The following is a 20,948-nucleotide window of genomic DNA, read 5'->3' as shown; positions in this document are numbered from 1 at the left end:
GTCACAGGATCGAGCCCGGTGCGTACGCCGCCGCCTCCGGGTGCTGCTTGGCGATCTCCTCGATCCGGGACACCACCGTCGCGATCTGGTCCTCCGCCGCGCCCGTGAAGGACAGCTTGTCCGCCATCAGCGCGTCCAGCGCCGCGCGGTCGAGCGGGATCCGCTCGTCCGCCGCCAGCCGGTCGAGCAGTTCGTTGCGCTCCGCGCCCTGCTCGCGCATCGCCAGCGCCGACGCCACCGCGTGCTCCTTGATGACCTCGTGCGCGGCTTCACGGCCGACACCGGCCCGTACGGCGGCCATCAGGACCTTCGTCGTGGCGAGGAACGGCAGATAGCGGTCCAGCTCGCGCGCCACGACCGCCGGGAACGCGCCGAACTCGTCCAGCACCGTCAGAAACGTCTCCAGCAGCCCGTCGAAGGCGAAGAACGCGTCCGGCAGCGCCACCCGTCGGACCACCGAGCAGGAGACATCGCCCTCGTTCCACTGGTCGCCCGCCAGCTCGCCGGTCATCGACGCGTAGCCGCGCAGGATCACCATCAGCCCGTTGACCCGCTCGCAGGAGCGCGTGTTCATCTTGTGCGGCATCGCGGAGGAGCCGACCTGGCCGGGCTTGAAGCCCTCGGTGACCAGCTCGTGCCCGGCCATCAGCCGGATCGTCCTCGCGACCGAGGACGGCGCGGCGGCGAGCTGCACCAGCGCGGTCACCACGTCGTAGTCGAGCGAGCGCGGATACACCTGGCCGACCGAGGTGAAGGCCTGCGCGAAGCCGAGATGGCCCGCGATCCGCCGTTCCAGCTCCGCCAGCTTCGCCGTGTCGCCGCCCAGCAGATCGAGCATGTCCTGCGCCGTACCGACCGGTCCCTTGATCCCGCGCAGCGGATAGCGGCCGAGCAGATCCTCCAGCCGTCCGTACGCCACGAGCAGCTCGTCGGCGGCCGTCGCGAAACGCTTGCCGAGCGTGGTGGCCTGCGCGGCGACATTGTGCGAGCGGCCGGCCATGACCAGCTCGCCGTACTCGCCCGCCAGCTTCCCGAGCCGGGCCAGCACCGCGACCGTACGGTCCCGCATCAGCTCCAGCGACAGCCGGATCTGGAGCTGCTCGACATTCTCGGTCAGATCACGGGAGGTCATGCCCTTGTGCACCTGCTCATGACCGGCGAGGGCGTTGAACTCCTCGATCCGCGCCTTCACATCGTGCCGGGTGACCTTCTCACGCTCGGCGATCGACGCCAGGTCGACCTGGTCGAGCACCCGCTCGTAGTCGGCGAGCGCCGCGTCGGGCACCTCGATCCCGAGGTCCCGCTGCGCCCGGAGCACCGCCAGCCAGAGCTGGCGCTCCAGCCGTACCTTCTGCTCGGGGGACCACAGCACGGCCAGCTCCGCAGAGGCGTAGCGGCCGGCAAGGACATTGGGGATGCGAGGCTTCGCAGACACGGTCACGTGAGCTGATTCTACTGGCGGTCCGCGCAGGCCGACGCCGGGCGGTCCGCGCAGGCCGGCTCCGGACCGGCCGCCGTACCGTGTCCTCGATCGCCTGTGCCCTCAGTCGCCGGACGGGCTCAGCACCGGCACCTCGTACGGGAGCAGCTCCGGGCGCTTGGCCGGTCTGCCGTCGCCGGAGGAACGGCCTGTCACGCGGCGGACGATCCATGGGCCGAGATGCCGCCGTGCGAAGCGCGCGTCCTCGGCCCGCCGTGTCAGCCACCGTACGGGCTCGGCCGGCGGCAGCTCCGCGCGCCAGTCGTCCTCCGCCGGCAGTCCCAGCGTCTGCCAGACCGCCTCGGCGACCCGGCGGTGGCCTTCCGCGGTGAGATGGAGCCGGTCCGTGTCCCACAGCCGCTGATCGCCGAGCGCCCGGGCCCCGTACAGATCCACGACCAGCGCGCCGTGCCGGGCCGCGAGCTCGTCCATACAGCTGAACAGCTCCTCCATGCGCGGCCGGAAGCGCTCCATCACCGGGCCGTCGCGGCCGGGGCTGCGCATCAGTACGAGCTGTCCGCACGACGGCGCCAGCCGTTCCACGGCCTCGGTGAGCAGTCCCCGGACGCGGCCCATGTCGCACGAGGGCCGCAGGGTGTCGTTGAGTCCGCCGACCAGCGTCACCACATCCGCCGACATCGCCGCGGCGGTGTCCACCTGCTCGTCGAGTATCTGGCCGATGAGCTTGCCGCGTACGGCGAGATTCGCGTACCGGAAGCCCGGAGCGCGGGCGGCGAGACGTCCGGCGAGCAGATCCGCCCAGCCGCGGTACGAGCCGTCGGGGAGGAGGTCGGACATGCCCTCGGTGAAGGAGTCACCGACCGCGACAAGACTGGTGTACTTGGCATTCATCTCCATGGCGGAGCCGATCGTACCGTGCGGTACGTACGGCCGTACCCCGGCCCCGAGTGGCCCTGGACCAACCCTGGACCGCCCTGGACGGCTCCCGGGCGTCCCGGCCCTCACGCGTGTCTGCCCACCAGTTGGCGCAGGACGTCCTCCATCGTCACCAGGCCCTCCAGCCGGCCGTCCTCGTCCAGGACGGCGGCGAGATGGGTACGGCTGCGGCGCATCGCGGTCAGTACGTCGTCCATCGGTGTCGCCGCCCGTACCCGCGCGACCGCGCGCATCGCGGAGACCGGGAACGGCTCGTCGATCGGCGCCACGTCTAGGGCGTCCTTCACATGGAGATAGCCGAGGATCCGCCGTGTGGTGTCCACCACCGGGAAGCGCGAGAAACCGGACCGCGCCGAGAGGCTCTCCAGCTCCTCGGGCGTGACTCCGAGCCGTACGGAGACCACCTGCTCCAGCGGCATCACCACATCGCTCACCGGCCGCCGCCCGAGCTCCAGCGCGTCGTGCAGCCGCTCGGTGGCACGGTCGTCGAGCAGTCCGGCATGGCCGGCGTCCGTGACCAGACGGGACAGTTCGTCGTCGGAGAAGGTCGCCGTCACCTCGTCCCTGGTCTCCACGCGCAGCAGCTTGAGCAGACCGTTGGCGAAGGCGTTGACGGTGAAGATCACCGGCCGCAGTGCCCGTGCCAGCGCCACCAGCGGCGGACCGAGCAGCAGCGCGGCCCGCGCGGGGCCCGCGAGGGCGACGTTCTTCGGCACCATCTCGCCGAGCAGCATATGGAGATAGGTCGCCAGGACGAGCGCGATCACGAACGAGACCGGATGCACCAGACCGTGCGGCATCCCGACGGCGTTGAAGAACGGCTCCAGCAGATGCGCGATGGCGGGCTCGGCGACGATACCGAGCACCAGCGTGCAGAGCGTGATACCGAGCTGGGCCGCCGCCAGCAGCGCCGACACATGCTCCAGACCCCAGATGACACGGCGCGCCCGCCGGTTGCCCGCCTCGGCCTCCGGCTCGATCTGGCTGCGCCGTACGGAGACGAGCGCGAACTCGGACGCGACGAAGAACGCGTTGACGACCAGAGTCAGCAGACCGACGAAGAGCTGGATCGCGATGATCATGCGGATGCCCCATCCTCTCCGTACTCCCCGTGCTCGCTGTCCGCCTCGGCCACCTTCACCGGCGCGTGGAGCAGCAGCCGGGCCGCGCGCCGGCCCGTCGCGTCCACGACCTCCAGCAGCCAGCCGTTCAGGGCGAGCCGGTCGCCCTCGGCCGGGATACGGCCCAGCTCGGTGGCGACGAGCCCGGCGAGCGTCTCGTACGGTCCCTCGGGCATCCGCAGACCGACGGTCCGCAACTGGTCGGCGCGCGCCGCGCCGTCCGCCGACCAGAGCGCCCTGCCCTCCGCGTCCTCGCCCACCGGGGCCAGATCGGCGGTCTCCTGCGGATCGTGCTCGTCGCGTACCTCGCCGACGACCTCCTCCACGATGTCCTCCAATGTCACGACCCCCGCCGTCCCGCCGTACTCGTCGATGACGACGGCCATGGTGGCGCCGCCCGACAGCCGGTCCAGCAGCCGGTCGACCGTCAGTGTCTCGGGCACCAGCAGCGGTTCGCGGAGCAGCTCGGCCACCGTGCGCCGGGGCCGGCCCGCCGCCGGAACCGCCAGTACGTCCTTGATGTGCGCGATCCCGACCACCGTGTCGAGACTGTCCCGGTAGACGGGAAAGCGCGACAGACCGCTGGCGCGGGTGGCGTTGGCGACATCCTCCGCCGTGGCGCGTTCGTCCAGGGCCATCACGCGTACCCGCGGAGTCATCACATTCTCCGCGGTCAGCCCGGCCAGGCTCAGGGTCCGTACGAACAGCTCGGCGGTGTCCTGCTCCAGCGCGCCCTCCTTCGCCGAGTGCCGGGCCAGCGCGACGAGTTCCTGCGGGCTGCGCGCGGAGGCCAGCTCCTCGATGGGCTCAAGGCCGAAGCCGCGTACGATCCGGTTCGCCGTGTTGTTGAGATGGCGGATGAACGGGCGGAAGGCCGAGGAGAAGCAGCGCTGCGGAGTGCCCACCACCTTGGCGACGGCCAGCGGTGAGGAGATCGCCCAGTTCTTCGGCACCAGCTCGCCGACGACCATCAGGAAGACCGTCGACAGGGCCGTACCGATGACCAGCGCCACCGAGGAGGCCACCGAGGGCGACAGCCCCACGGCCTCCACCGGACCACGGATCAGCTTCGCGACCGACGACTGGGCGAGCATGCCGACGACGAGATTGGTCACGGTGATACCGAGCTGCGCACCGGAGAGCTGGAACGTGAGACTCCGTACGGCCCTCAGCGCCCCGGCCGCGCCCCGTTCCCCGCGCTCGGCGGCCCGTTCCAGCTCACCGCGTTCGACGGTGGTCAGAGAGAACTCCGCGGCGACGAAGGCCCCGCAGGCGAGCGACAGCACGATCGCCACCACGAGCAGCAGCACTTCGGTCATCGGTTCACCTCCGTCCCATATTCGGTCAGCGACGGAGGGACCGCGCGGCGTCGCCCGCACCCGGCGGACTGAAGGTCACCACCTCGCCGGAGCGGGTACGGGATCTCGCCAAGCTGGTCAAGGACGGCACGGCCGATGTCCGTGCCATCGCCGACGAACTGCGCGCCTGGAGCATCTGAGCGACGAACAGCGACGGACAGCGACCGCCTCTCAGCTGTCCTCGGCGGGAAACCCCGGCCCGGCCCCAGCCTCCGCTGCGAACCGCGCCGCGTCCCATCGGCCGTCCAGTCCGGGCGCCAGCCACCTCGGCGCCCGCGCCCGGAACTCCACCGGATCCAGCGAGCCCGCGCCCTCCGGCACCGCGCCCAGCAGCGGAGCCTCCGCCGCCTCCGGCAGATCCGCCAGATTGCAGCGCTCCGCGAGACCGGGCACGGTCGGCCAGCTTCCGATCACCACGCCCGCGAGCGTCAGCGATCTCGTCCGCAGCGCCTCGGCGGTGAGCGCGGTCATATTGAGCGTGCCGAGCCCGGCCGGGACCACCATCAGCACCGGAGCGCCCAGCAGCCGGGCCGCGTCCGCGAGCGTCCCGCCTCGTTCGTCGTACCGTACGAGCAGTCCGCCCGCGCCCTCGACCAGCACCAGATCATGCTCGGCGGCCAGCTTCTCGGCCGCCTCGGCCATCTCGTCGGGACGTACCGGCGCCGCTCCGGCCCGGCGCGCCGCCGTCGCCGGGGCCAGCGGCTCGGGGAACCGGGCCAGTTCGGCCGCCGTCAGCGGGCCGGCCAGCCGTACGACCTCCGCCGCGTCACCTCGCCCGTCCTGGCCGATCCCGGTCTGTGCGGGCTTGAGGACCGCGACCGTACGTCCGCGCGCCAGCGCCGCCGCCGCGACCGCCGCCGTGACGACGGTCTTGCCGATCTCCGTCCCGGTCCCCGTCACGATCATCACGGGCATGGCTCAGCCCTCCCGCGCCGCCGCGCTCACCGCGCGGCAGATCCGTGCGACATCGTCGTCACCCGTCACATACGGCGGCATCGTGTAGACGAGATCGCGGAACGGCCGCAGCCAGACGCCCTCACGCACCGCCGCCCTGGTCGCCGCCGCCATGTCCACCTCATGGTCGAGCTGGACGACACCGATCGCGCCGAGCACCCGGACATCCCGTACTCCCGGCAGCGACGCGGCCTCGGCGAGCCCGTCGCGCAGCCCTGTCCCGATCCGCTTGACCTCGCCCTCCCAGTCCTGGCCGAGCAGCAGCTCGATCGAGGCGCGGGCGACGGCCGAGGCCAGCGGATTGCCCATGAAGGTCGGTCCATGGGCCAGTACGGGCACCTCCCCGCGCGAGATGCCTTCGGCCACCCGCGCGGTGCACAGCGTCGCCGCCATGGAGAGATAGCCGCCGGTCAGCGCCTTGCCCAGGCACATCACATCGGGCGAGACACCGGCCTGTTCGGCGGCGAAGAGCGTGCCCGTACGCCCGAATCCGGTCGCGATCTCGTCGAAGATCAGCAGCACACCGTGCGTGTCGCACGCTTCCCGGAGCACGCGCAGATATTCGGGGGAGTGGAAGCGCATTCCGCCCGCGCCCTGTACCACCGGCTCGACAATGACCGCCGCCAGCTCCTCCGCGTGCCGGGCGATCAGTGTGCGCAGCGCCTCCGCGTAGGTCTCCTCGTACTCGGTCGGCGGCGCCTGCGCGAAGATCTGCCGCGGCAGAATCCCCGACCACAGCTCGTGCATACCGCCGTCCGGGTCGCACACCGACATCGGCGTCCAGGTGTCGCCGTGGTAGCCGCCGCGCCAGGTCAGCAGCCGCCGCTTCTCCGGACGTCCCAGCGAGCGCCAGTACTGGAGGCACATCTTCGCCGCGACCTCGACCGCCACCGAGCCCGAGTCGGAGAGAAAGACATGGCGCAGCGGCTCGGGTGTGATCTCGACCAGCAGAGAAGCGAGTTGGACGGCGGGCTCATGGGTGAGGCCGCCGAACATCACATGGCTCATCCGGTCGAGCTGACCGCGCGCCGCCGCGTTGAGTTCCGGGTGGTTGTAGCCATGGATCGCCGACCACCAGGACGCCATGCCGTCGACCAACTCGCGCTGTCCCTGCGCAGGTTGGGCCAGCCGCAGCCGTACCCCGGACGCGGACTCCACGACCAGCGGCGCACTGCGGCCCGGTATGGGCCCGTACGGATGCCAGACATGGGCCCGGTCCAGGGCCAGCAGTGCGTCGGGGGACAGCTCAGGCATTGGGCGCCAGATCCGTGCCGGCGCCACGGCGGCGTACGGCGACCAGATCCCGGCGGGCCGCAGGATCGTTTCCCGTTGACGGATCTGACGGATCCTCGCCGGCCGCCACAGCCGTACGGTCCGACAGTGCCGCGTCGGCCCCGGCCTGCACGGACACGGCCTGCTCGGACTCGGCGCCGCCGCATGGCCCGCAGCCGCCCGCCCGGTGCTCGGGCAGCGTCGTGGTGCCCGCGCCCTCCACCTCGAAGCCCGCGTCCGCGATCATCTCCAGATCCGCCTTGCCCTCCTGGCCCTCGCTGGTGAGATAGTCGCCGAGGAAGATCGAGTTGACGAGATGGAGCGCGAGCGGCTGCATCGAGCGCAGATGCACCTCGCGTCCGCCCGCGAGCCGCACCTCCACGTCCGGGCAGACGAACCGGGCCATCGCCAGAATCCGCAGACAGCGCTGCGGAGTCAGATTCCACTCCTTGGCGAGCGGTGTGCCCTCGAACGGGATCAGGAAGTTGACCGGCACCGAGTCCGGGTCGAGCGCACGGAGCGAGAAGACCACATCGACCAGATCCGCGTCGCTCTCGCCCATACCGGCGATCAGACCCGAGCAGGCGGAGAGACCGGCCGCCTGCGCCTGCCGCACCGTGTCCACCCGGTCGGCGTAGGTGTGGGTGGTCGTGATGTCCCCGTACGTTCCCTCGGACGTGTTGAGGTTGTGGTTGTACGCGTCGGCTCCCGCGGCACGCAGCCGCTCCGCCTGTCCGTTCGAGAGCAGCCCGAGACAGGCGCACACCTCGACGTCCTCGTTCTGCTCCTTGATCGCCTCGATCGTCCGTGAGACCCGGTCGACATCACGGTCCGTCGGACCGCGTCCGCTCGCCACCAGACAGACCCGCTTCGCTCCGCCCGCCACACCGGCCGCCGCCGCCTTCGACGCCTCTTCGGGCTTCAGCCAGGTGTACTTGAGGATCTCCGCCGTGGAGCCGAGCCGCTGCGAGCAGTACGAGCAGTCCTCCGGGCAGAGCCCGGACTTCAGATTGACCAGATAGTTGAGCTTCACCCGCCGCCCGAACCACTGGCGGCGCACCTTTCCGGCCGCGGCCACCACTTCGAGCAGATCGTCGTCGGAGGTCGCCAGTACGGCGAGCGCTTCTTCGCGGGTCGGCAGCTCGCGCCGCAGGCCCTTCTCCACCAGCGTGTTCAGCAGGTCCATGGTGCCGATCCTGGCCTAAGCGAGCACCTCGAAGCCAGGGAGGAACCCGACAACACCACCGGAACGAAGTGTGTGCATGGCCACATCCTGACCCGGTCCGGCCACGGTTAAAGTCTGTGCGCACCCTACAAAAGGACCGCACATGGCGCAGGATCCCTCCGACCGGACCGATCCCCTCGACCGGACCGATCCCTTCGACTGGACCGACGACGAGGCGCGCCGCCGTGAGACCGCGGGCCTCGTCCGTACGCTCCGCCCGCGCCCGGCCGACTCCACTCTGCTGGATCTGGCGAGCAACGACTATCTGGGCCTCGCGCGCCATCCCGCGGTGACCGGTGCGGCGGCGGACGCCGCCCGTCGCTGGGGCGCGGGCGCCACCGGCTCCCGGCTGGTCACCGGCAGCACCGCGCTCCACGCCGAACTGGAGCGTGAACTGGCCGAGTTCTGCGGCTTCGAGGCCGCGCTCGTCCTCTCCTCCGGCTACGCGGCCAATCTCGCGGCCCTCACCGCGCTGACGGCCCGTGGCTCGCTGCTCGTCTCCGACGCGGGCAACCACGCCTCGATCGTGGACGGCTGCCGTCTCTCGCGCGCCGAGACCGTGGTCGTACCGCACGCGGAGCCCGACGCCGTACGCAAGACACTCGAAGCGCATCCGGGACGGCGGTCGCTGGTGGTGAGCGACGCGGTGTTCTCGGTGGACGGTGACGCCGCGCCGCTGGCGGAACTGGCCGGTGTCTGCCGCGCCCGGGGAGCGGCGCTGCTCGTCGACGACGCGCACGGTCTGGGCGTGCTCGGCGAGGGCGGTCGGGGCACGGCGCACGCCGCGGGTATCGCGGGCGCGGCCGGAGTGGCCGTCACTCTGACGCTCTCCAAGTCCCTGGGCAGCCAGGGCGGTGCGGTGCTCGGTCCGGCCCGGGTGATCGAACATCTCGTCAACGCGGCGCGGACGTTCATCTTCGACACGGGACTCGCGCCGGCGGCCGTGGGCGGCGCGCTGGAGAGTCTGCGGCTGCTGCGCCGGGAGCCGGGCAGGGCGGACCGCGCGCGCGAGGTCGCCCGTACGCTGCACCGGCGGCTGACCGTGGCGGGCCTGACCGCCGCGCCGCCGGACGCCGCCGTCGTCTCCGTACAGGCGCCGTCACCGGAGGCGGCCGTGCGCTGGGCCGCCGACTGCCGTGCCGAAGGGCTGGCCGTCGGGTGCTTCCGGCCGCCGTCGGTGCCGGACGGCATCTCCCGGATCAGGCTTACCGCGCGCGCCGATCTGACGGACGAGCAGATCGGCGCGGCGGTACGGACGATCACGGCGGTCGCGCCGGCGGACGCGACGGCCGTCTGACCTGACTTGAGCCGGCCGGTCCAGGTCCGGACCGGCCGGTCAGTACGCGATGCTCTCCTCGCGTAGAGCGGCGACGAAGGACGTCCACGCGTCGGCCGAGAACGACAGATGCGGCCGGGCCACGTTCTTGGAGTCCCGTACGGCCAGTGCGTCCGCGCCGAGACACGCGGACTCGACGCAGTTGTTCGCCCCGGTGCTGTAGCTGCTGCGCCGCCAGACGGCGGCCCGGGCCACAGGTGCCACCGGGGAAGTCGTAGTCGGGGTGGGGGGTGTGAGGGGGGTGGAGGATGGATTCTGGACAGGGGGCTGTGCGAGGTAAGCGGCCATGATGCTCCCTACGCGCCGTCACCGATCCCGGCGATGAGATCCAATGATTCTTCGGGCGAGAGGGCATGCGCCTGCATCGTGCGGAACGCGGCGCAGTACGCCTCAAGGTCTTCTTTCCGCTCCAGATAGAGGCTATTCGTCAAATGGTCGAGAACGACCAAATCCAGATCGGTAATGTGCGGGAATGAGAAGACAACGAAAGGGCCGGTGAGCCCGACATAGCCGCCCGCGGTGAACGGAAGTACCTGAAGACAGACCTGCGGAAGCCGGGCCAGTTCGGCCAGCCGCCGTAGCTGACCGCGCATCACTCCCGGACCGCCCACCTCGCGCCGCAGCACGGCCTCGTCGAGTACGGCGTGCAGTTCGAGCGGTGTCGCGGAGTGCAGCACCTCCTGGCGGGCGAGCCGTACCTCCACCAGGGAGTCGACCGTCGTGGCGGGCAGACCGTCGAGCGCCGCGCTGGTCACCGCCCGCGCGTAGTCGGGCGTCTGGAGCAGGCCGGGCATCACCGAAGTCTCCAGCGTACGGGCCGTGGAGGCCTGGGACTCCAGGCTGATGAAGTCCCGGTAGCGGGGCGGGATCACACCGCCGTACGCCTTCCACCATCCCGGACCGCCGTCCGCGATGCCCGCCAAGGCGCCCAGCAGCGTGCGCAGTTGGGGATCGCCGACGCCCAGGGCGTCGAGCAGTGCCTCCAGATCCTTGTCCTTGACGCCGCTGACGCCCGTCTCGATACGGCTCACCTTCGACTGGTGCCAGCCCAGCAGCCGCGCCGTCTCGCCGCTCGTCAGTCCCGCCCGCTGGCGCAGTCCGCGCAATTCCTCCCCGAGCCTGCGCCGGCGTACCGCCGGAATATGCCGCATGAATAGATCCCTTCGCCGAACCGCTCCGATAAGCGTCCCGTACGCGCCAAGGGCGCCGCGGCGGAGAAGTTATCTTTTCGCCGCCCAAATACGGTCTCGCGTAGCAGAGTTCACCACTTCGAGCGACAGATATATGCAGATCTCGGTGGATCGGCCGTGTGAACGGCAGGATGAGTGGCACGCTGAGCACAGTCCGAGGCCGTCCGCGCAGTCATCCGCACTGCGGAGGAGTCAGGTCCGGCGGGAAAGGGACGGCGTCGCCATGGCAGACCATCAGGAAGCATCCATCACGCTGCCGAGCGATCCCGCGTCGGTACCGGCGGCGCGCAGATATGTCGCGGACCTGTTGACGGAGTGGGGTCTGCCGGGCCGGGCGGAGACGGCCGACACCGTGCGGCTGATCGTCTCGGAGCTGGCGACCAACGCCGTGCAGCACACCTTCGGCCAGTCGCCCACGTTCACCGTGGAGATCGTGCTCGACCGGTACGAACAGCTCCGCGTCGGAGTCACCGACAGCCATCCGCGCTGGCCGCAGCGGCTGCCGGCGGCCGTGCAGCAGGACAACGGCCGGGGCATGGTGATCGTCCGCTCGCTGGCGGCGGAGGGCGGCGGAGAGGTGTCCGTCACGCCGACTCCGGAGGGCGGCAAGACGGTCTGGATCGCACTGCCCTGGACGGTCCCGGTCCAGAGCTGACGGGCACGCGGCGCCGGACGCCCGTGCGCGTCCCGCGCCCTGCGTCCTGCCTTCCGGCGGGGACAGCGGGAGACGACGGGAGATGGCGGGAGACTGCGGGGGACGGACCGGCGCGTCCGGTAGCCGGGCGTTTCGGCCGTGTCCCGTCCTGGCCGGGGACGGGACACGGGATGTTACGAGGCGGCCTGGGACGGGCCGCCCGTATTCCTTGTATGCCAGGTTCCTTGTCCGCCGGCCCGGGCGGGCCGGCGGTGGTGCGGAGGTCCGTCCTGGACCGGCCGGGCGCGCACCGGCCGGTCCGGACGTGCCACGCTCAGTTCACCCGGCCGTACATGACGCTCCGGGACCAGATCCGTTCGAGCCTCACCAGGGCACCGGTCTTGGGCGAGTGCCAGATCTTCCCGCGGCCCGCGTAGATACCGACGTGGTAGACGTAGCCACCCGAGTGGAAGAACACCAGGTCGCCCTTGCGCCGGTGGGACGCCGAGATATGGCGGGTCCCGTTGTACTGCTGATGAGCGGTGCGCGGGAGCGTCTTGCCGGCCTTCTTGAACGAGTAGAGCGTCAGGCCCGAGCAGTCGAAGCGGTGGGGTCCGGTGGCTCCCCACTGGTACGGCGAGCCTTCTTTGGAGGCGGCCACCCGGAGCGCCTTGACGGCGCGTGCGGCGGCATGGGCCTCGGGCGTGGCGCCCGGTGCCAGTATCGTCCCCCCGACCGTAGCGAGGGTGAGGACCGATACGGCACCGGCCCGGGACAGCAGAGACGGGACATATGTCTGCGCATTCATGCGCAACCCTTCGTCAGCCGCCTGTGAAGGATGACCTGTCGGGTTCGGACAGGCGAAGATGCCCGGCCGCGTCAGCGGCTTCACCCCAAGAGACGGTTCGCGCATGAACACGCTGCCGTCCCGTACTGCTCGGGTCCTCCACTCCTGCCGATCCACTCCTGTCGACCAGACATCCGGAACGGCGGCAGGACTCGGCGTCCGCCCGGACCGCCCCGCCGTGGATGGCGGGGGCTTGTCGTCCCAGGGATCTTGACGCGTAATCAGATGATTTCCGAGGCGCAACGACGTTATGTGAAGTTCGTCACGTCTGATCCGTACGGGTGGCGAAGCGGTGTGCCGTACCGGGCTCCCGGACCACGATGAGGGCCGTACCTGCACGGCAGTTGAGGGCTGCTTCCCGCGTCCGGCCGCTTCGCGCAACTTGCGTCCCCCGGCGCGTCCAGAAGATCCGTCCCTCGAAAGGCCGAGCCGTTCCCGTACGGACGCGTCCATACGGGAACGGAAACGGGCTCAAGTCGTGTCTTCGGGGGGCATCGTGACGCGCCCGGCGCGTCGCTCGCCGTCGAGCACCCGCAGCGCACGGGCGAGCGTCGCCGCGTGCAGTTCGGTCTCACCGCGCATATGCATGGCCGTCAGGGCGTCCCGCAGCGCGACCGCTTGCGCCGGCAGCGCCTGGGCCGCGCGCAGCGCGCTGTAGGTGTCCGAGCCGCGCGCCGGGTTGATCCGGCCCAGCAGATCGAGGACATGGAGATAGCTGTCGACGAGATCTCCCTCGGCGCGGGTCAGCGCGGGCAGCGGCGGCAGTTCCGGTGGCAGCATCGGCGTGTCACCTCCTGCCTGGCGAGCCGAAGGGGTGTGTCGGGCCGAGGGACGTCTTACGGTTCTGGACCACGTGGTCGATCAGACCGTACGCCTTCGCGTCGGCCGCGGTGAAGATCCTGTCCCGTTCGATGTCCTCGGCGATTCGCGGCTCGCCCTGGCCGGTGTGCCGTACGAGCATCGACGCGAGCATGGCACGCTGCCGCAGCAGCTCTTCCGCATGGATCATCAGATCGGACGGCTGGCCCCGGACGGGCTCCTCGATGGCGGGCTGCTGGAGGACGACACGCGCGCCCGGCAGCGCCATCCGCTTTCCCCGGGTGCCGGCTGCGAGCAGTACGGCGGCGGTCGAGGCGGCCTGCCCGAGACAGGTCGTCTCCACATCGCAGGTGACGAGCTGCATCGTGTCGTAGATCGCGGACATGGCGCTGATCGAGCCGCCGGGCGAGTTGATGTACAGACAGATGTCCCGGTCGGGCGCGGCGTACTCGAGATGGAGGAACTGCGCGATCACATCGTTCGCCGCGGTGTCGTCGACAGCGGTGCCGAGGAAGATGATCCGCTCCTCCAGGAGCTTGGAGTACGGATCGAGGGTGCGGGTCCCGTTGGCCGTCCGCTCGGTGAACTCGGGCAGGACATAGCGGGCCGAAGGGCGATTCATGGCGGACCTCTCCTCATGCACGGCCCTGTAAAAAATGTACAGGACGTACAGACAGTTATGATGGAACCATGGCCTACGAGATTCCGGTGACGCAAGCCCGAGCCGAGCTAGCCGATCTGATCAACCGTGTCGTGTACGGCGGTGAGCGAGTGGTCGTGACCCGGCACGGAAAGCCGCTCGTCGCCCTGGTCTCCGCCGCTGACCTGGAACGACTCGAAAGCGGGCAGGAGGCGGCCGAGGAACGGGTGATCAGCGCGGTCTCCACGATCCGCTCCGTGCCGTCCGCTCCGGGCGAACGGCGGCGGTTCGGCATCGCGGCCGAGCACGGCTCCGAGCACCGTCCCGAACTCCGCTCCGAGACCCGCCCCGAGTCCCGGCCCGACTCCCGTCCCGGGCACCGCTCGGAGCACCACGGCCCCGCGCGCGAGTAGGCGGGTGTGGGCGAGGGCGTACGGAAAGGCCGCGCGTCCCCGTCCGCTGGAGCGGGGGCGCGCGGCCTGTTCTGGGATCTGCCGGACTCCGGCCGGGCTTAGTCGGCCGGGCTCAGCCGGCCAGGAGCTGGCCGGCCGGGGCCGGTTCCGCGGTGCGGTGGCTCTCCGTGGCGGCGGGGCCGGGTCGTCGGACGCGCGCGCCCACCAGCACCGCCGCGAGACCGAGCACCGCCCACAGCGAGAGTGTCAGGACCGAGGCCGCGGACCCGGCGCCGTCGAAGAAGGCGACCGAACGGATCAGTGAACCGCCCGCGCCCGGCGGCAGCCACTGGCCGATCAGCCCGGCGGGCTCCGGCAGCAGTTCGGGCGCGCTCGTCACTCCCGAGAACGGGTTGCCCAGCAGCACCATCAGCAGGCCTCCGAGGCCGAGCCCGGGCTGTCCGATCAGCGCGGCGAAGCCGGCGGCTCCCGCGCCGATGGCCAGGACGGTCAGCCCGATCGCCCCGGCCTCAGTCCACCAGTCACCGGTGAGCGCTCCCAGCCAGCTGTCCGCCACCGCGGTGGCGGCGATTCCGACCAGCGCCGCCGCGCCGGCCAGCGTGACCGCGGCCCGCGCGCCGCGCAGCCCCAGCAAGGTCACCACCGCGCCGCTCGCGACACCGGCCAGCGACATCGGCAGGACGCTCGCTCCCAGCACACTGCCCCGGGGATCCCCGGCGGGCGCCGGGACGACATCGGTCACCGGTACCTCCGCGCCGGCCGGCGCCTGGGCGGTCACCGCCTGGGTCAGCAGCTGGGCGACCAGCGGGCTCGCCGCCGTCGCCGTCAGCAGCCGCGTCCCTTCCGGAGTGACCACCACCGCGCCGTATACGACCCGGTCCTCGACGGCCGTACGGGCGGCGGCCTCGTCGTCGTAACGGTGGACGTCGAAGGCTCCCTCCTGTCGCGCGAATCCCTGCTCCAACTGGCCCACGGCGGCGGCCGGTCCGGCTATGCCGACCGGCAGGTCGCGCGGGGCGATACGGGCGGCGGGCCAGGCGAAGGCCCAGAGCGCCAGCGTCACGGCGACGGGAATCAGGACCATCACCGCGATCATCCGCCTTGTTGTCGCGGTACCGGACTGGGCCGGAGCGGACATACTGCGCCTCGATTCAGAGTTCATGAGGAGTCGAAGGAGCTGAAGGGCTCGAAGTAAAGAGAAGGATCGTTCGTTTTGCTTGTGTGGCCACTGTCCCTACGCGGCGTGACGCTTGTCAAGAAGGAATGTTCGTTTTACGTTGACCGCATGGCCCGCGTATCCCAGGAACACCTCGACGCCCGCCGCCGGCAGATTCTCGACGGCGCCGCGCACTGCTTCGCCCGTAACGGCTTCCACGCCACCTCGATGCAGGACGTCCTGCGCGAGGTCGATCTCTCCGCGGGCGCCGTCTACCGCTACTTCAGCGGCAAGGAGGAGCTGATCGGGGCCATCGTCACCGAGGTGCTCGACGAGATCAGGGATGCCTTCGAGGCGGCGGCGCTGCGGCAGCCGCCGGAGAGCCCCGACATACTGGTCGAGCAGGTGATGCGCCGGGTGCTGGCCACCGGCGTCGGAGTCAGGGCGGGCGGTCCGGTCGGCGTGGCGCGGCTGCTCATCCAGGTGTGGACCGAGACGCTGCGCAACGAGGAGCTGGCGGCGGTGCTGCGCGGCGGATACGAGAAGGTCAGCGGTGCCTGGACCAAGGTGGTGGAGGCCTATCAGAAGGCCGGACTGATGCGCGCGGACATTCCCGCGGGCGATGTCGCCAGAACCATGATCGCCACCTGTCAGGGCTTCGCCGCTCAGCAGGCGCTCTTCGGAGAGGTGCCCATCGAGGTGCTCCAGAACGGCGTACGGGCCCTGATGTCCATGGGCGCGCCGTCCGCCGTCGGATCTGAGATCAGTTAACGCGCCGGAAAAACTTCCGCCCTAACGTGCGGACCCTGGCCCCGTGCGTACCGTTGCGATTCAACAGAGTGTTGATGTTGGCTGGGGTTCCGCTGCGCCCGGCCGTCACCGGGCCGGAGACGATGAGGTGGAAGTGTGCAACTGACTCCGCACGAACAGGAACGCCTGCTCATCCATGTGGCCGCAGATGTGGCGGCCAGGCGCAGGGCCCGCGGGCTGCGGCTCAACCACCCGGAGGCGGTCGCCCTGATCACCTCGCACATCCTCGAAGGCGCCAGGGACGGCCGTACCGTCGCCGAACTGATGGCATCGGGACGGAAGGTGCTCGGCCGGGCCGATGTCATGGAAGGCATCCCGGAGATGATCCATGACGTCCAGGTGGAGGCCACCTTCCCGGACGGCACCAAGCTCGTCACCGTCCATGATCCGATCGTGTGAGACAGGAGCGCCGATGATTCCCGGAGAGATCCTGTACGCCGATGAGCCCGTGGCCCTCAACGAGGGCCGCGAGGTCACCCGGCTCACCGTCCTCAATGTCGCCGACCGCCCTGTTCAGGTCGGCTCCCACTACCACTTCGCCGAGGCCAATCCCGGTCTGGAGTTCGACCGCGCCGCCGCGCGCGGCAAGCGGCTGCATATCGCCGCGGGCACCGCCGTGCGCTTTGAACCTGGAATTCCCGTCGACATCGCACTCGTACCTCTCGCCGGTCTGCGTGTCGTACCGGGACTGCGCGGAGAGACCGGAGGTCCTCTCGATGACTGAGCTGTCCCGCGCCGTGTACGCGGATCTCTTCGGCCCCACCACCGGCGACCGGATCCGGCTCGCCGACACCGAACTGTTTGTCGAGATCGAGGAGGACCGCTCCGGCGGGCCCGGACGCGCCGGGGACGAGGCGGTGTTCGGCGGCGGCAAGGTCATCCGCGAGTCGATGGGCCAGTCCCGTACGACACGGGCCGAGGGCGCGCCCGACACCGTGATCACCGGTGCCCTGATCATCGACCACTGGGGCATCGTCAAGGCCGACATCGGAGTACGGGACGGCCGGATCACCGGGATCGGCAAGGCGGGCAATCCCGACACCATGGACGGTGTCCATCCCGATCTGGTCATCGGTCCCGAGACCGAAGTCATCGCGGGCAACGGGAAGATCGTCACCGCCGGAGCGATCGACGCGCATGTCCACTTCATCTCCCCGACCATTGTCGACCAGGCGCTGGCGACCGGCGTGACCACTCTGGTCGGCGGCGGTACGGGACCGGCCGAGGGCACCAAGGCCACCACCGTCACGCCCGGGGCCTGGCATCTCGCCCGGATGTTCGAGGCGTTGGAGACCTTCCCGGTCAATATCGGTCTGCTCGGCAAGGGCAACACCATGTCGCGCGAGGCGATGCGCGCCCAACTGCGCGGCGGCGCGCTCGGGTTCAAGATCCATGAGGACTGGGGCGCCACACCGGCCGTCATCGACGCCTGTCTGAGCGTCTGCGAGGAGTCCGGCGCCCAACTCGCCATCCACACGGACACCTTGAACGAGGCGGGCTTCGTGGGGGACACCCTCGCGGCCATCGCGGGACGCACGATCCACGCGTACCACACGGAGGGCGCGGGCGGCGGGCACGCGCCGGACATCATCACCGTCGTCAGCGAGCCGTACGTACTGCCCAGCTCCACCAATCCGACCCGGCCGCACACCGTCAACACCATCGAGGAACACCTCGACATGCTGATGGTCTGTCACCATCTCAACCCGGCCGTGCCCGAGGACCTCGCCTTCGCCGAGTCCCGTATCCGGCCCTCCACCATCGCCGCCGAGGACATCCTGCACGACCTCGGCGCCATCTCGATCATCTCCTCCGACGCCCAGGCCATGGGCCGCGTCGGCGAGGTGATCATGCGGACCTGGCAGACCGCGCATGTGATGAAGAAGCGCCGTGGCGCACTGCCCGGCGACGGCCGGGCCGACAACCACCGCGCACGCCGCTATGTCGCCAAATACACCATCAATCCGGCGATCGCCCAGGGCCTCGACCAGGAGATCGGCTCCGTCGAGACCGGCAAGCTCGCCGATCTGGTGCTCTGGGACCCGGCGTTCTTCGGTGTGAAGCCTCAACTTGTCATCAAGGGCGGACAGATCGCGTACGCGCAGATGGGCGATGCCAACGCCTCCATCCCGACTCCCCAGCCGGTGCTGCCGCGCCCGATGTTCGGCGCGCTGGGCCGGGCAGCGGCGGCGGGCTCGTTCAACTTCGTGGCGGAGGCGGCGATCGAGGACGGGCTGCCCGAACGGCTCGCTCTGGCCAAGGAGTTCGTACCGATCGGGAACACCCGGCGGATCACCAAGGCCGATATGCGGGAGAACGACGCACTGCCACGGGTCGAGGTCGACGCGGACACCTTCACGGTGACCATCGACGGCGAGCCGGTGGAGCCCGCGCCCGCCGCCGAACTCCCGCTCGCCCAGCGCTACTTCCTCTTCTGATGAGCGCGCCATCGGCCCCGACGGGCCGTGCCGCACTGCTGGTGCTCGCCGACGGACGGTTCCCGGCCGGCGGCCATGCCCACTCGGGCGGTGCGGAGGCGGCCGTCAGGGCGGGCAGGATCCGTGACGCCCAGGACCTGGCCGTCTTCTGCCGGGGACGGCTGCACACCACCGGACTGACCGCGGCGGCGCTGGCCGCCGCGGCGGCCCGGGGACTGGATCCGCTGGAGCTGGACGAGGCGGCCGATGCCCGTACTCCCTCGCCCGCGCTGCGCGCGACCGCGCGCAGACTCGGCCGCCAGTTGATGCGAGCCGCCCGTGCCACCTGGCCGGGACCGGAGCTGGCCGCGCTCGCCGCCGCCCGGCCGCGCGGCGCGCATCAGCCGGTGGTGCTCGGCCTCACCGCGCGCTCCGCCGGGCTCACGCCCGAGGACGCCGCACAGTGCGCGGTGTACGAGACGGTCAGCGGTCCCGCGACCGCGGCCGTACGGCTGCTCAGCCTCGATCCCTTCGAGGCCACCGCGGTCCTCGCCCGGCTCGCACCCGACCTCGACGCGGTCGCGGACCGGGCCGCCGAGTACGCCGGGCGCGCGGCGCACGAAGGGACCGGCGCGCTGCCGGCCGCCTCGGCGCCACTGCTCGACATCACGGCGGAGGCCCATGCCGCCTGGCCGGTAAGGCTGTTCGCCTCATGACCGCCGATCGGATCCCGTACCGCTCCATCCCGTATCCCGGCACCCCGCACCGTCGGACCCACCTCGGACCCACTGACCGACCCGTCTCCGTACCGTCCCGACAGGAGCCGCACCATGCATCTCGACCACGGCCACCACGGCCCCGCCGCCGTCAGCGCCGATGCCACCCGGCCCGACGGCCGGCGGCGCGCGCTCCGTATCGGGCTGGGCGGACCCGTCGGCTCGGGCAAGACCGCGACCGTCGCCGCGCTCTGCCGCACCCTGCGCGACCGGCTCTCCCTCGCCGTCGTCACCAATGACATCTACACCCGCGAGGACGCCGAATTCCTGCTCCGTGAGGCCGTACTGCCGCCCGAGCGGATCCAGGCCGTGGAGACCGGCGCCTGTCCGCACACCGCGATCCGCGACGACATCTCCGCCAATCTCGAAGCCGTCGAGGATCTGGAGGACGCGGTGGGACCGCTCGATCTGATCCTGGTCGAGTCCGGCGGTGACAATCTCACCGCGACCTTCTCCAAGGGCCTGGTCGACGCACAGATCTTTGTCATCGATGTGGCGGGCGGCGACGACATCCCGCGCAAGGGCGGGCCCGGTGTCACCACCGCCGATCTGCTCGTCATCAATAAGACGGATCTCGCGCCGTATGTCGGCTCCGACCTCGGCAGGATGGCCCGTGACGCCAAGGAGCAGCGCGGTGAACTCCCGGTGGCCTTCACCTCGTTGAAGGGCGAGGGCGGTGTGGAGCCGGTCACGGACTGGGTGCTCGCGCGGCTCGCCGACTGGACCGCATGAGCGTCCGCGCCACCGCCCGTATCGTCGCGACGCGCACCGGACTGCCGGTGCTCGCCGGCGAGGGCCCGCTCGCGCTGCGCCGTACCCGCGCCACCGGTCCCGGCGCCCGTGTCACCGTCGTCGGCGCGATGAGCGCACCGCTCGGCGGCGACCGGCTCGCCATCGAGGCCGAGGTACGGGACGGTGCCCGGCTGACCGTGGACGCCGCCGCGGCGACGGTCGCCCTGCCCGGCCGCACGGCGGGCGCCGCCCACTACGACGTACGGCTGACGGTCGGCGAGCACGCCGAGCTGAACTGGCTGCCGGAGCAGCTCGTCTCCGCGTACGGCAGCGAGCTGCGGATGCGTACGCATGTCGAACTCGCCGCCACCGGGCGTCTGACGCTGCGCGAGGAACAGATTCTCGGCCGCCACGGCGAGGAGCCCGGCACCCTGTTCACCCGGCTCACCGTGCTGCGCGCCGGGCGTCCGCTGCTCGACCAGGAACTCGCCTACGGTCCCGGAGCGCCCGCCGGCTGGGACGGCGGAGCGGTCCTCGGCGGCCATCGGGCCGTCGGCCAACTCCTCCTCGCCGGGCCGGAGTTCGAGGAGAAACCGGCCGTGCCACGGCTGCTGGGCGAGACCGCCGTACTCACTCCGCTCGCCGGACCCGCCGTACTGATCACGGCCGTCGCGCCGGACGCCCTGCGGCTGCGGCGCGTACTGGACGAGGCACTGGACACCTCCGCGTACCGCTGAGCGGGACCGCGTTCACCGGTTATTGGTTCGGTAAAGAAACGCCGATACCTCCTGTTCTCAGCCACCTCACAGACGAAAGGATCCCGGGGAGTCCTATCAACGCGCGTTGCGCAGGCAGCGCGGCACACAGGGGG

The 20,948-nt window shown here is 70.8% G+C and carries 23 protein-coding genes, 1 pseudogene and 1 riboswitch; of the genes and pseudogenes, 11 read left to right on the top strand and 13 right to left on the bottom strand.

The features are described 5' to 3' along the window. Position 1 precedes the first annotated feature (1 nt). The 4 genes from purB to ACFV6H_RS35560 all read right to left on the bottom strand — a co-directional run bounded on the left by purB (position 2) and on the right by ACFV6H_RS35560 (position 4,817). On the bottom strand, positions 2-1,435 hold the full coding sequence (purB, locus tag ACFV6H_RS35575; protein WP_385550734.1) for an adenylosuccinate lyase: 1,434 nt from the start codon (positions 1,433-1,435) through the stop codon (positions 2-4). Positions 1,436-1,543: 108 nt separating this feature from the next. Then, entirely contained in the window at positions 1,544-2,338 is a 795-nt protein-coding gene (locus tag ACFV6H_RS35570; protein ID WP_385550715.1) for an SGNH/GDSL hydrolase family protein, read from the bottom strand. 104 nt (positions 2,339-2,442) lie between these two features. Continuing rightward, a complete protein-coding gene (locus ACFV6H_RS35565; RefSeq protein WP_384782882.1) occupies positions 2,443-3,456 on the bottom strand; it encodes a hemolysin family protein in 1,014 nt (337 codons plus the stop codon). Then, complete coding sequence (locus ACFV6H_RS35560; RefSeq protein ID WP_385550713.1) at positions 3,456-4,817, bottom strand: hemolysin family protein; 1,362 nt, start codon at positions 4,815-4,817, stop codon at positions 3,456-3,458. Before ACFV6H_RS35560 ends, ACFV6H_RS35565 begins: the two co-directional genes overlap by 1 nt. Positions 4,818-4,882: 65 nt before the next feature. On the opposite strand from ACFV6H_RS35560, the pseudogene ACFV6H_RS35555 reads away from it, so the two are divergent. Then, positions 4,883-4,996: pseudogene (locus ACFV6H_RS35555) on the top strand (fic family toxin-antitoxin system, toxin component); the annotation flags it as partial. Between the two features lie 31 nt (positions 4,997-5,027). Here the strand turns inward: ACFV6H_RS35555 and bioD are convergent. From bioD to bioB, 3 genes are read right to left on the bottom strand one after another with little or no spacing between them, the layout of a single operon-like run. Next, positions 5,028-5,771: a dethiobiotin synthase gene (gene bioD, locus ACFV6H_RS35550; RefSeq protein ID WP_385550711.1), complete on the bottom strand. Its 744-nt coding sequence runs from the start codon at positions 5,769-5,771 to the stop codon at positions 5,028-5,030. Positions 5,772-5,774: 3 nt separating this feature from the next. Next, on the bottom strand, positions 5,775-7,064 hold the full coding sequence (locus tag ACFV6H_RS35545; protein ID WP_385550709.1) for an adenosylmethionine--8-amino-7-oxononanoate transaminase: 1,290 nt from the start codon (positions 7,062-7,064) through the stop codon (positions 5,775-5,777). Further along, complete coding sequence (gene bioB, locus ACFV6H_RS35540; RefSeq protein ID WP_385550707.1) at positions 7,057-8,268, bottom strand: biotin synthase BioB; 1,212 nt, start codon at positions 8,266-8,268, stop codon at positions 7,057-7,059. Before bioB ends, ACFV6H_RS35545 begins: the two co-directional genes overlap by 8 nt. A gap of 142 nt (positions 8,269-8,410) precedes the next feature. Here bioB and ACFV6H_RS35535 point away from each other — a divergent pair, with 142 nt between their 5' ends. Next, positions 8,411-9,604 carry an 8-amino-7-oxononanoate synthase gene (locus ACFV6H_RS35535; RefSeq protein ID WP_385550705.1) on the top strand — a complete coding sequence of 398 codons (1,194 nt, stop codon included), beginning with the start codon at positions 8,411-8,413 and terminating at the stop codon, positions 9,602-9,604. A gap of 39 nt (positions 9,605-9,643) precedes the next feature. Here the strand turns inward: ACFV6H_RS35535 and ACFV6H_RS35530 are convergent, their stop codons facing one another. Both ACFV6H_RS35530 and ACFV6H_RS35525 read right to left on the bottom strand, forming a co-directional pair. Further along, a complete protein-coding gene (locus ACFV6H_RS35530; protein WP_385550703.1) occupies positions 9,644-9,847 on the bottom strand; it encodes a DUF397 domain-containing protein in 204 nt (67 codons plus the stop codon). Between the two features lie 92 nt (positions 9,848-9,939). Then, positions 9,940-10,794, bottom strand: coding sequence for a helix-turn-helix domain-containing protein (locus ACFV6H_RS35525; protein WP_384987376.1), 855 nt, complete (start codon positions 10,792-10,794; stop codon positions 9,940-9,942). A 262-nt stretch (positions 10,795-11,056) separates the two neighbouring features. Here ACFV6H_RS35525 and ACFV6H_RS35520 point away from each other — a divergent pair, with 262 nt between their 5' ends. Further along, positions 11,057-11,488 carry an ATP-binding protein gene (locus ACFV6H_RS35520; RefSeq protein ID WP_093604898.1) on the top strand — a complete coding sequence of 144 codons (432 nt, stop codon included), beginning with the start codon at positions 11,057-11,059 and terminating at the stop codon, positions 11,486-11,488. Between the two features lie 313 nt (positions 11,489-11,801). On the opposite strand, the gene ACFV6H_RS35515 is transcribed toward ACFV6H_RS35520, so the two are convergent. From ACFV6H_RS35515 to ACFV6H_RS35505, 3 genes are all read right to left on the bottom strand, one after another. Next, on the bottom strand, positions 11,802-12,275 hold the full coding sequence (locus tag ACFV6H_RS35515; RefSeq protein WP_093604896.1) for a C40 family peptidase: 474 nt from the start codon (positions 12,273-12,275) through the stop codon (positions 11,802-11,804). A 3-nt stretch (positions 12,276-12,278) separates the two neighbouring features. Further along, a riboswitch (cyclic di-AMP (ydaO/yuaA leader) is annotated at positions 12,279-12,482 on the bottom strand. A gap of 303 nt (positions 12,483-12,785) precedes the next feature. After that, positions 12,786-13,094 carry a hypothetical protein gene (locus ACFV6H_RS35510; RefSeq protein ID WP_384782812.1) on the bottom strand — a complete coding sequence of 103 codons (309 nt, stop codon included), beginning with the start codon at positions 13,092-13,094 and terminating at the stop codon, positions 12,786-12,788. 7 nt (positions 13,095-13,101) lie between these two features. Continuing rightward, a complete protein-coding gene (locus tag ACFV6H_RS35505; RefSeq protein ID WP_385550700.1) occupies positions 13,102-13,755 on the bottom strand; it encodes an ATP-dependent Clp protease proteolytic subunit in 654 nt (217 codons plus the stop codon). Positions 13,756-13,823: 68 nt separating this feature from the next. On the opposite strand from ACFV6H_RS35505, the gene ACFV6H_RS35500 reads away from it, so the two are divergent. Then, a complete protein-coding gene (locus ACFV6H_RS35500; protein ID WP_385550698.1) occupies positions 13,824-14,186 on the top strand; it encodes a type II toxin-antitoxin system Phd/YefM family antitoxin in 363 nt (120 codons plus the stop codon). 112 nt (positions 14,187-14,298) lie between these two features. Here ACFV6H_RS35500 and ACFV6H_RS35495 read toward each other — a convergent pair whose 3' ends face one another. Continuing rightward, positions 14,299-15,270: an ABC transporter permease gene (locus tag ACFV6H_RS35495; RefSeq protein ID WP_385550696.1), complete on the bottom strand. Its 972-nt coding sequence runs from the start codon at positions 15,268-15,270 to the stop codon at positions 14,299-14,301. A 201-nt stretch (positions 15,271-15,471) separates the two neighbouring features. Here ACFV6H_RS35495 and ACFV6H_RS35490 point away from each other — a divergent pair, with 201 nt between their 5' ends. The 7 genes from ACFV6H_RS35490 (at position 15,472) to ACFV6H_RS35460 (ending at position 20,814) form a co-directional block, all read left to right on the top strand. Continuing rightward, on the top strand, positions 15,472-16,113 hold the full coding sequence (locus ACFV6H_RS35490) for a TetR/AcrR family transcriptional regulator (RefSeq protein ID WP_385550694.1): 642 nt from the start codon (positions 15,472-15,474) through the stop codon (positions 16,111-16,113). A gap of 135 nt (positions 16,114-16,248) precedes the next feature. Beyond that, a complete protein-coding gene (locus ACFV6H_RS35485) occupies positions 16,249-16,551 on the top strand; it encodes an urease subunit gamma (protein ID WP_066955873.1) in 303 nt (100 codons plus the stop codon). A gap of 13 nt (positions 16,552-16,564) precedes the next feature. Further along, entirely contained in the window at positions 16,565-16,876 is a 312-nt protein-coding gene (locus ACFV6H_RS35480) for an urease subunit beta (protein WP_093599025.1), read from the top strand. Further along, positions 16,869-18,590, top strand: a complete 1,722-nt coding sequence (locus tag ACFV6H_RS35475) for an urease subunit alpha (RefSeq protein WP_384987363.1) — start codon at positions 16,869-16,871, stop codon at positions 18,588-18,590. The genes ACFV6H_RS35480 and ACFV6H_RS35475 overlap by 8 nt, the downstream gene beginning before the upstream one ends. Next, positions 18,590-19,285, top strand: a complete 696-nt coding sequence (locus ACFV6H_RS35470) for an urease accessory protein UreF (RefSeq protein WP_385550691.1) — start codon at positions 18,590-18,592, stop codon at positions 19,283-19,285. The genes ACFV6H_RS35475 and ACFV6H_RS35470 overlap by 1 nt, the downstream gene beginning before the upstream one ends. A gap of 114 nt (positions 19,286-19,399) precedes the next feature. Further along, positions 19,400-20,077 (top strand): urease accessory protein UreG, encoded by a 678-nt coding sequence (gene ureG / locus ACFV6H_RS35465; RefSeq protein ID WP_385550689.1) that lies wholly within the window; start codon positions 19,400-19,402, stop codon positions 20,075-20,077. After that, on the top strand, positions 20,074-20,814 hold the full coding sequence (locus tag ACFV6H_RS35460; RefSeq protein ID WP_385550687.1) for an urease accessory protein UreD: 741 nt from the start codon (positions 20,074-20,076) through the stop codon (positions 20,812-20,814). Before ureG ends, ACFV6H_RS35460 begins: the two co-directional genes overlap by 4 nt. Positions 20,815-20,948: the final 134 nt, after the last annotated feature.

Source organism: Streptomyces sp. NPDC059743 (assembly GCF_042732975.1).
Taxonomy (GTDB): domain Bacteria; phylum Actinomycetota; class Actinomycetes; order Streptomycetales; family Streptomycetaceae; genus Streptomyces.
This window is presented reverse-complemented; position numbering and strand designations above follow the sequence as displayed.

Excerpts from the sequence above, each read along its gene's own strand:
- ACFV6H_RS35570 (WP_385550715.1), bottom strand. The coding sequence starts at position 2,338 with ATGGAGATGAATGCCAAGTACACCAGTCTTGTCGCGGTCGGTGACTCC.
- ACFV6H_RS35560 (WP_385550713.1), bottom strand. The coding sequence starts at position 4,817 with ATGACCGAAGTGCTGCTGCTCGTGGTGGCGATCGTGCTGTCGCTCGCC.
- bioD (WP_385550711.1), bottom strand. The coding sequence starts at position 5,771 with ATGCCCGTGATGATCGTGACGGGGACCGGGACGGAGATCGGCAAGACC.
- ACFV6H_RS35545 (WP_385550709.1), bottom strand. The coding sequence starts at position 7,064 with ATGCCTGAGCTGTCCCCCGACGCACTGCTGGCCCTGGACCGGGCCCAT.
- bioB (WP_385550707.1), bottom strand. The coding sequence starts at position 8,268 with ATGGACCTGCTGAACACGCTGGTGGAGAAGGGCCTGCGGCGCGAGCTG.
- ACFV6H_RS35535 (WP_385550705.1), top strand. The coding sequence starts at position 8,411 with ATGGCGCAGGATCCCTCCGACCGGACCGATCCCCTCGACCGGACCGAT.
- ACFV6H_RS35525 (WP_384987376.1), bottom strand. The coding sequence starts at position 10,794 with ATGCGGCATATTCCGGCGGTACGCCGGCGCAGGCTCGGGGAGGAATTG.
- ACFV6H_RS35520 (WP_093604898.1), top strand. The coding sequence starts at position 11,057 with ATGGCAGACCATCAGGAAGCATCCATCACGCTGCCGAGCGATCCCGCG.
- ACFV6H_RS35515 (WP_093604896.1), bottom strand. The coding sequence starts at position 12,275 with ATGAATGCGCAGACATATGTCCCGTCTCTGCTGTCCCGGGCCGGTGCC.
- ACFV6H_RS35510 (WP_384782812.1), bottom strand. The coding sequence starts at position 13,094 with ATGCTGCCACCGGAACTGCCGCCGCTGCCCGCGCTGACCCGCGCCGAG.
- ACFV6H_RS35505 (WP_385550700.1), bottom strand. The coding sequence starts at position 13,755 with ATGAATCGCCCTTCGGCCCGCTATGTCCTGCCCGAGTTCACCGAGCGG.
- ACFV6H_RS35500 (WP_385550698.1), top strand. The coding sequence starts at position 13,824 with ATGGCCTACGAGATTCCGGTGACGCAAGCCCGAGCCGAGCTAGCCGAT.
- ACFV6H_RS35495 (WP_385550696.1), bottom strand. The coding sequence starts at position 15,270 with ATGGTCCTGATTCCCGTCGCCGTGACGCTGGCGCTCTGGGCCTTCGCC.
- ACFV6H_RS35490 (WP_385550694.1), top strand. The coding sequence starts at position 15,472 with ATGGCCCGCGTATCCCAGGAACACCTCGACGCCCGCCGCCGGCAGATT.
- ACFV6H_RS35480 (WP_093599025.1), top strand. The coding sequence starts at position 16,565 with ATGATTCCCGGAGAGATCCTGTACGCCGATGAGCCCGTGGCCCTCAAC.
- ACFV6H_RS35475 (WP_384987363.1), top strand. The coding sequence starts at position 16,869 with ATGACTGAGCTGTCCCGCGCCGTGTACGCGGATCTCTTCGGCCCCACC.
- ACFV6H_RS35470 (WP_385550691.1), top strand. The coding sequence starts at position 18,590 with ATGAGCGCGCCATCGGCCCCGACGGGCCGTGCCGCACTGCTGGTGCTC.
- ureG (WP_385550689.1), top strand. The coding sequence starts at position 19,400 with ATGCATCTCGACCACGGCCACCACGGCCCCGCCGCCGTCAGCGCCGAT.
- ACFV6H_RS35460 (WP_385550687.1), top strand. The coding sequence starts at position 20,074 with ATGAGCGTCCGCGCCACCGCCCGTATCGTCGCGACGCGCACCGGACTG.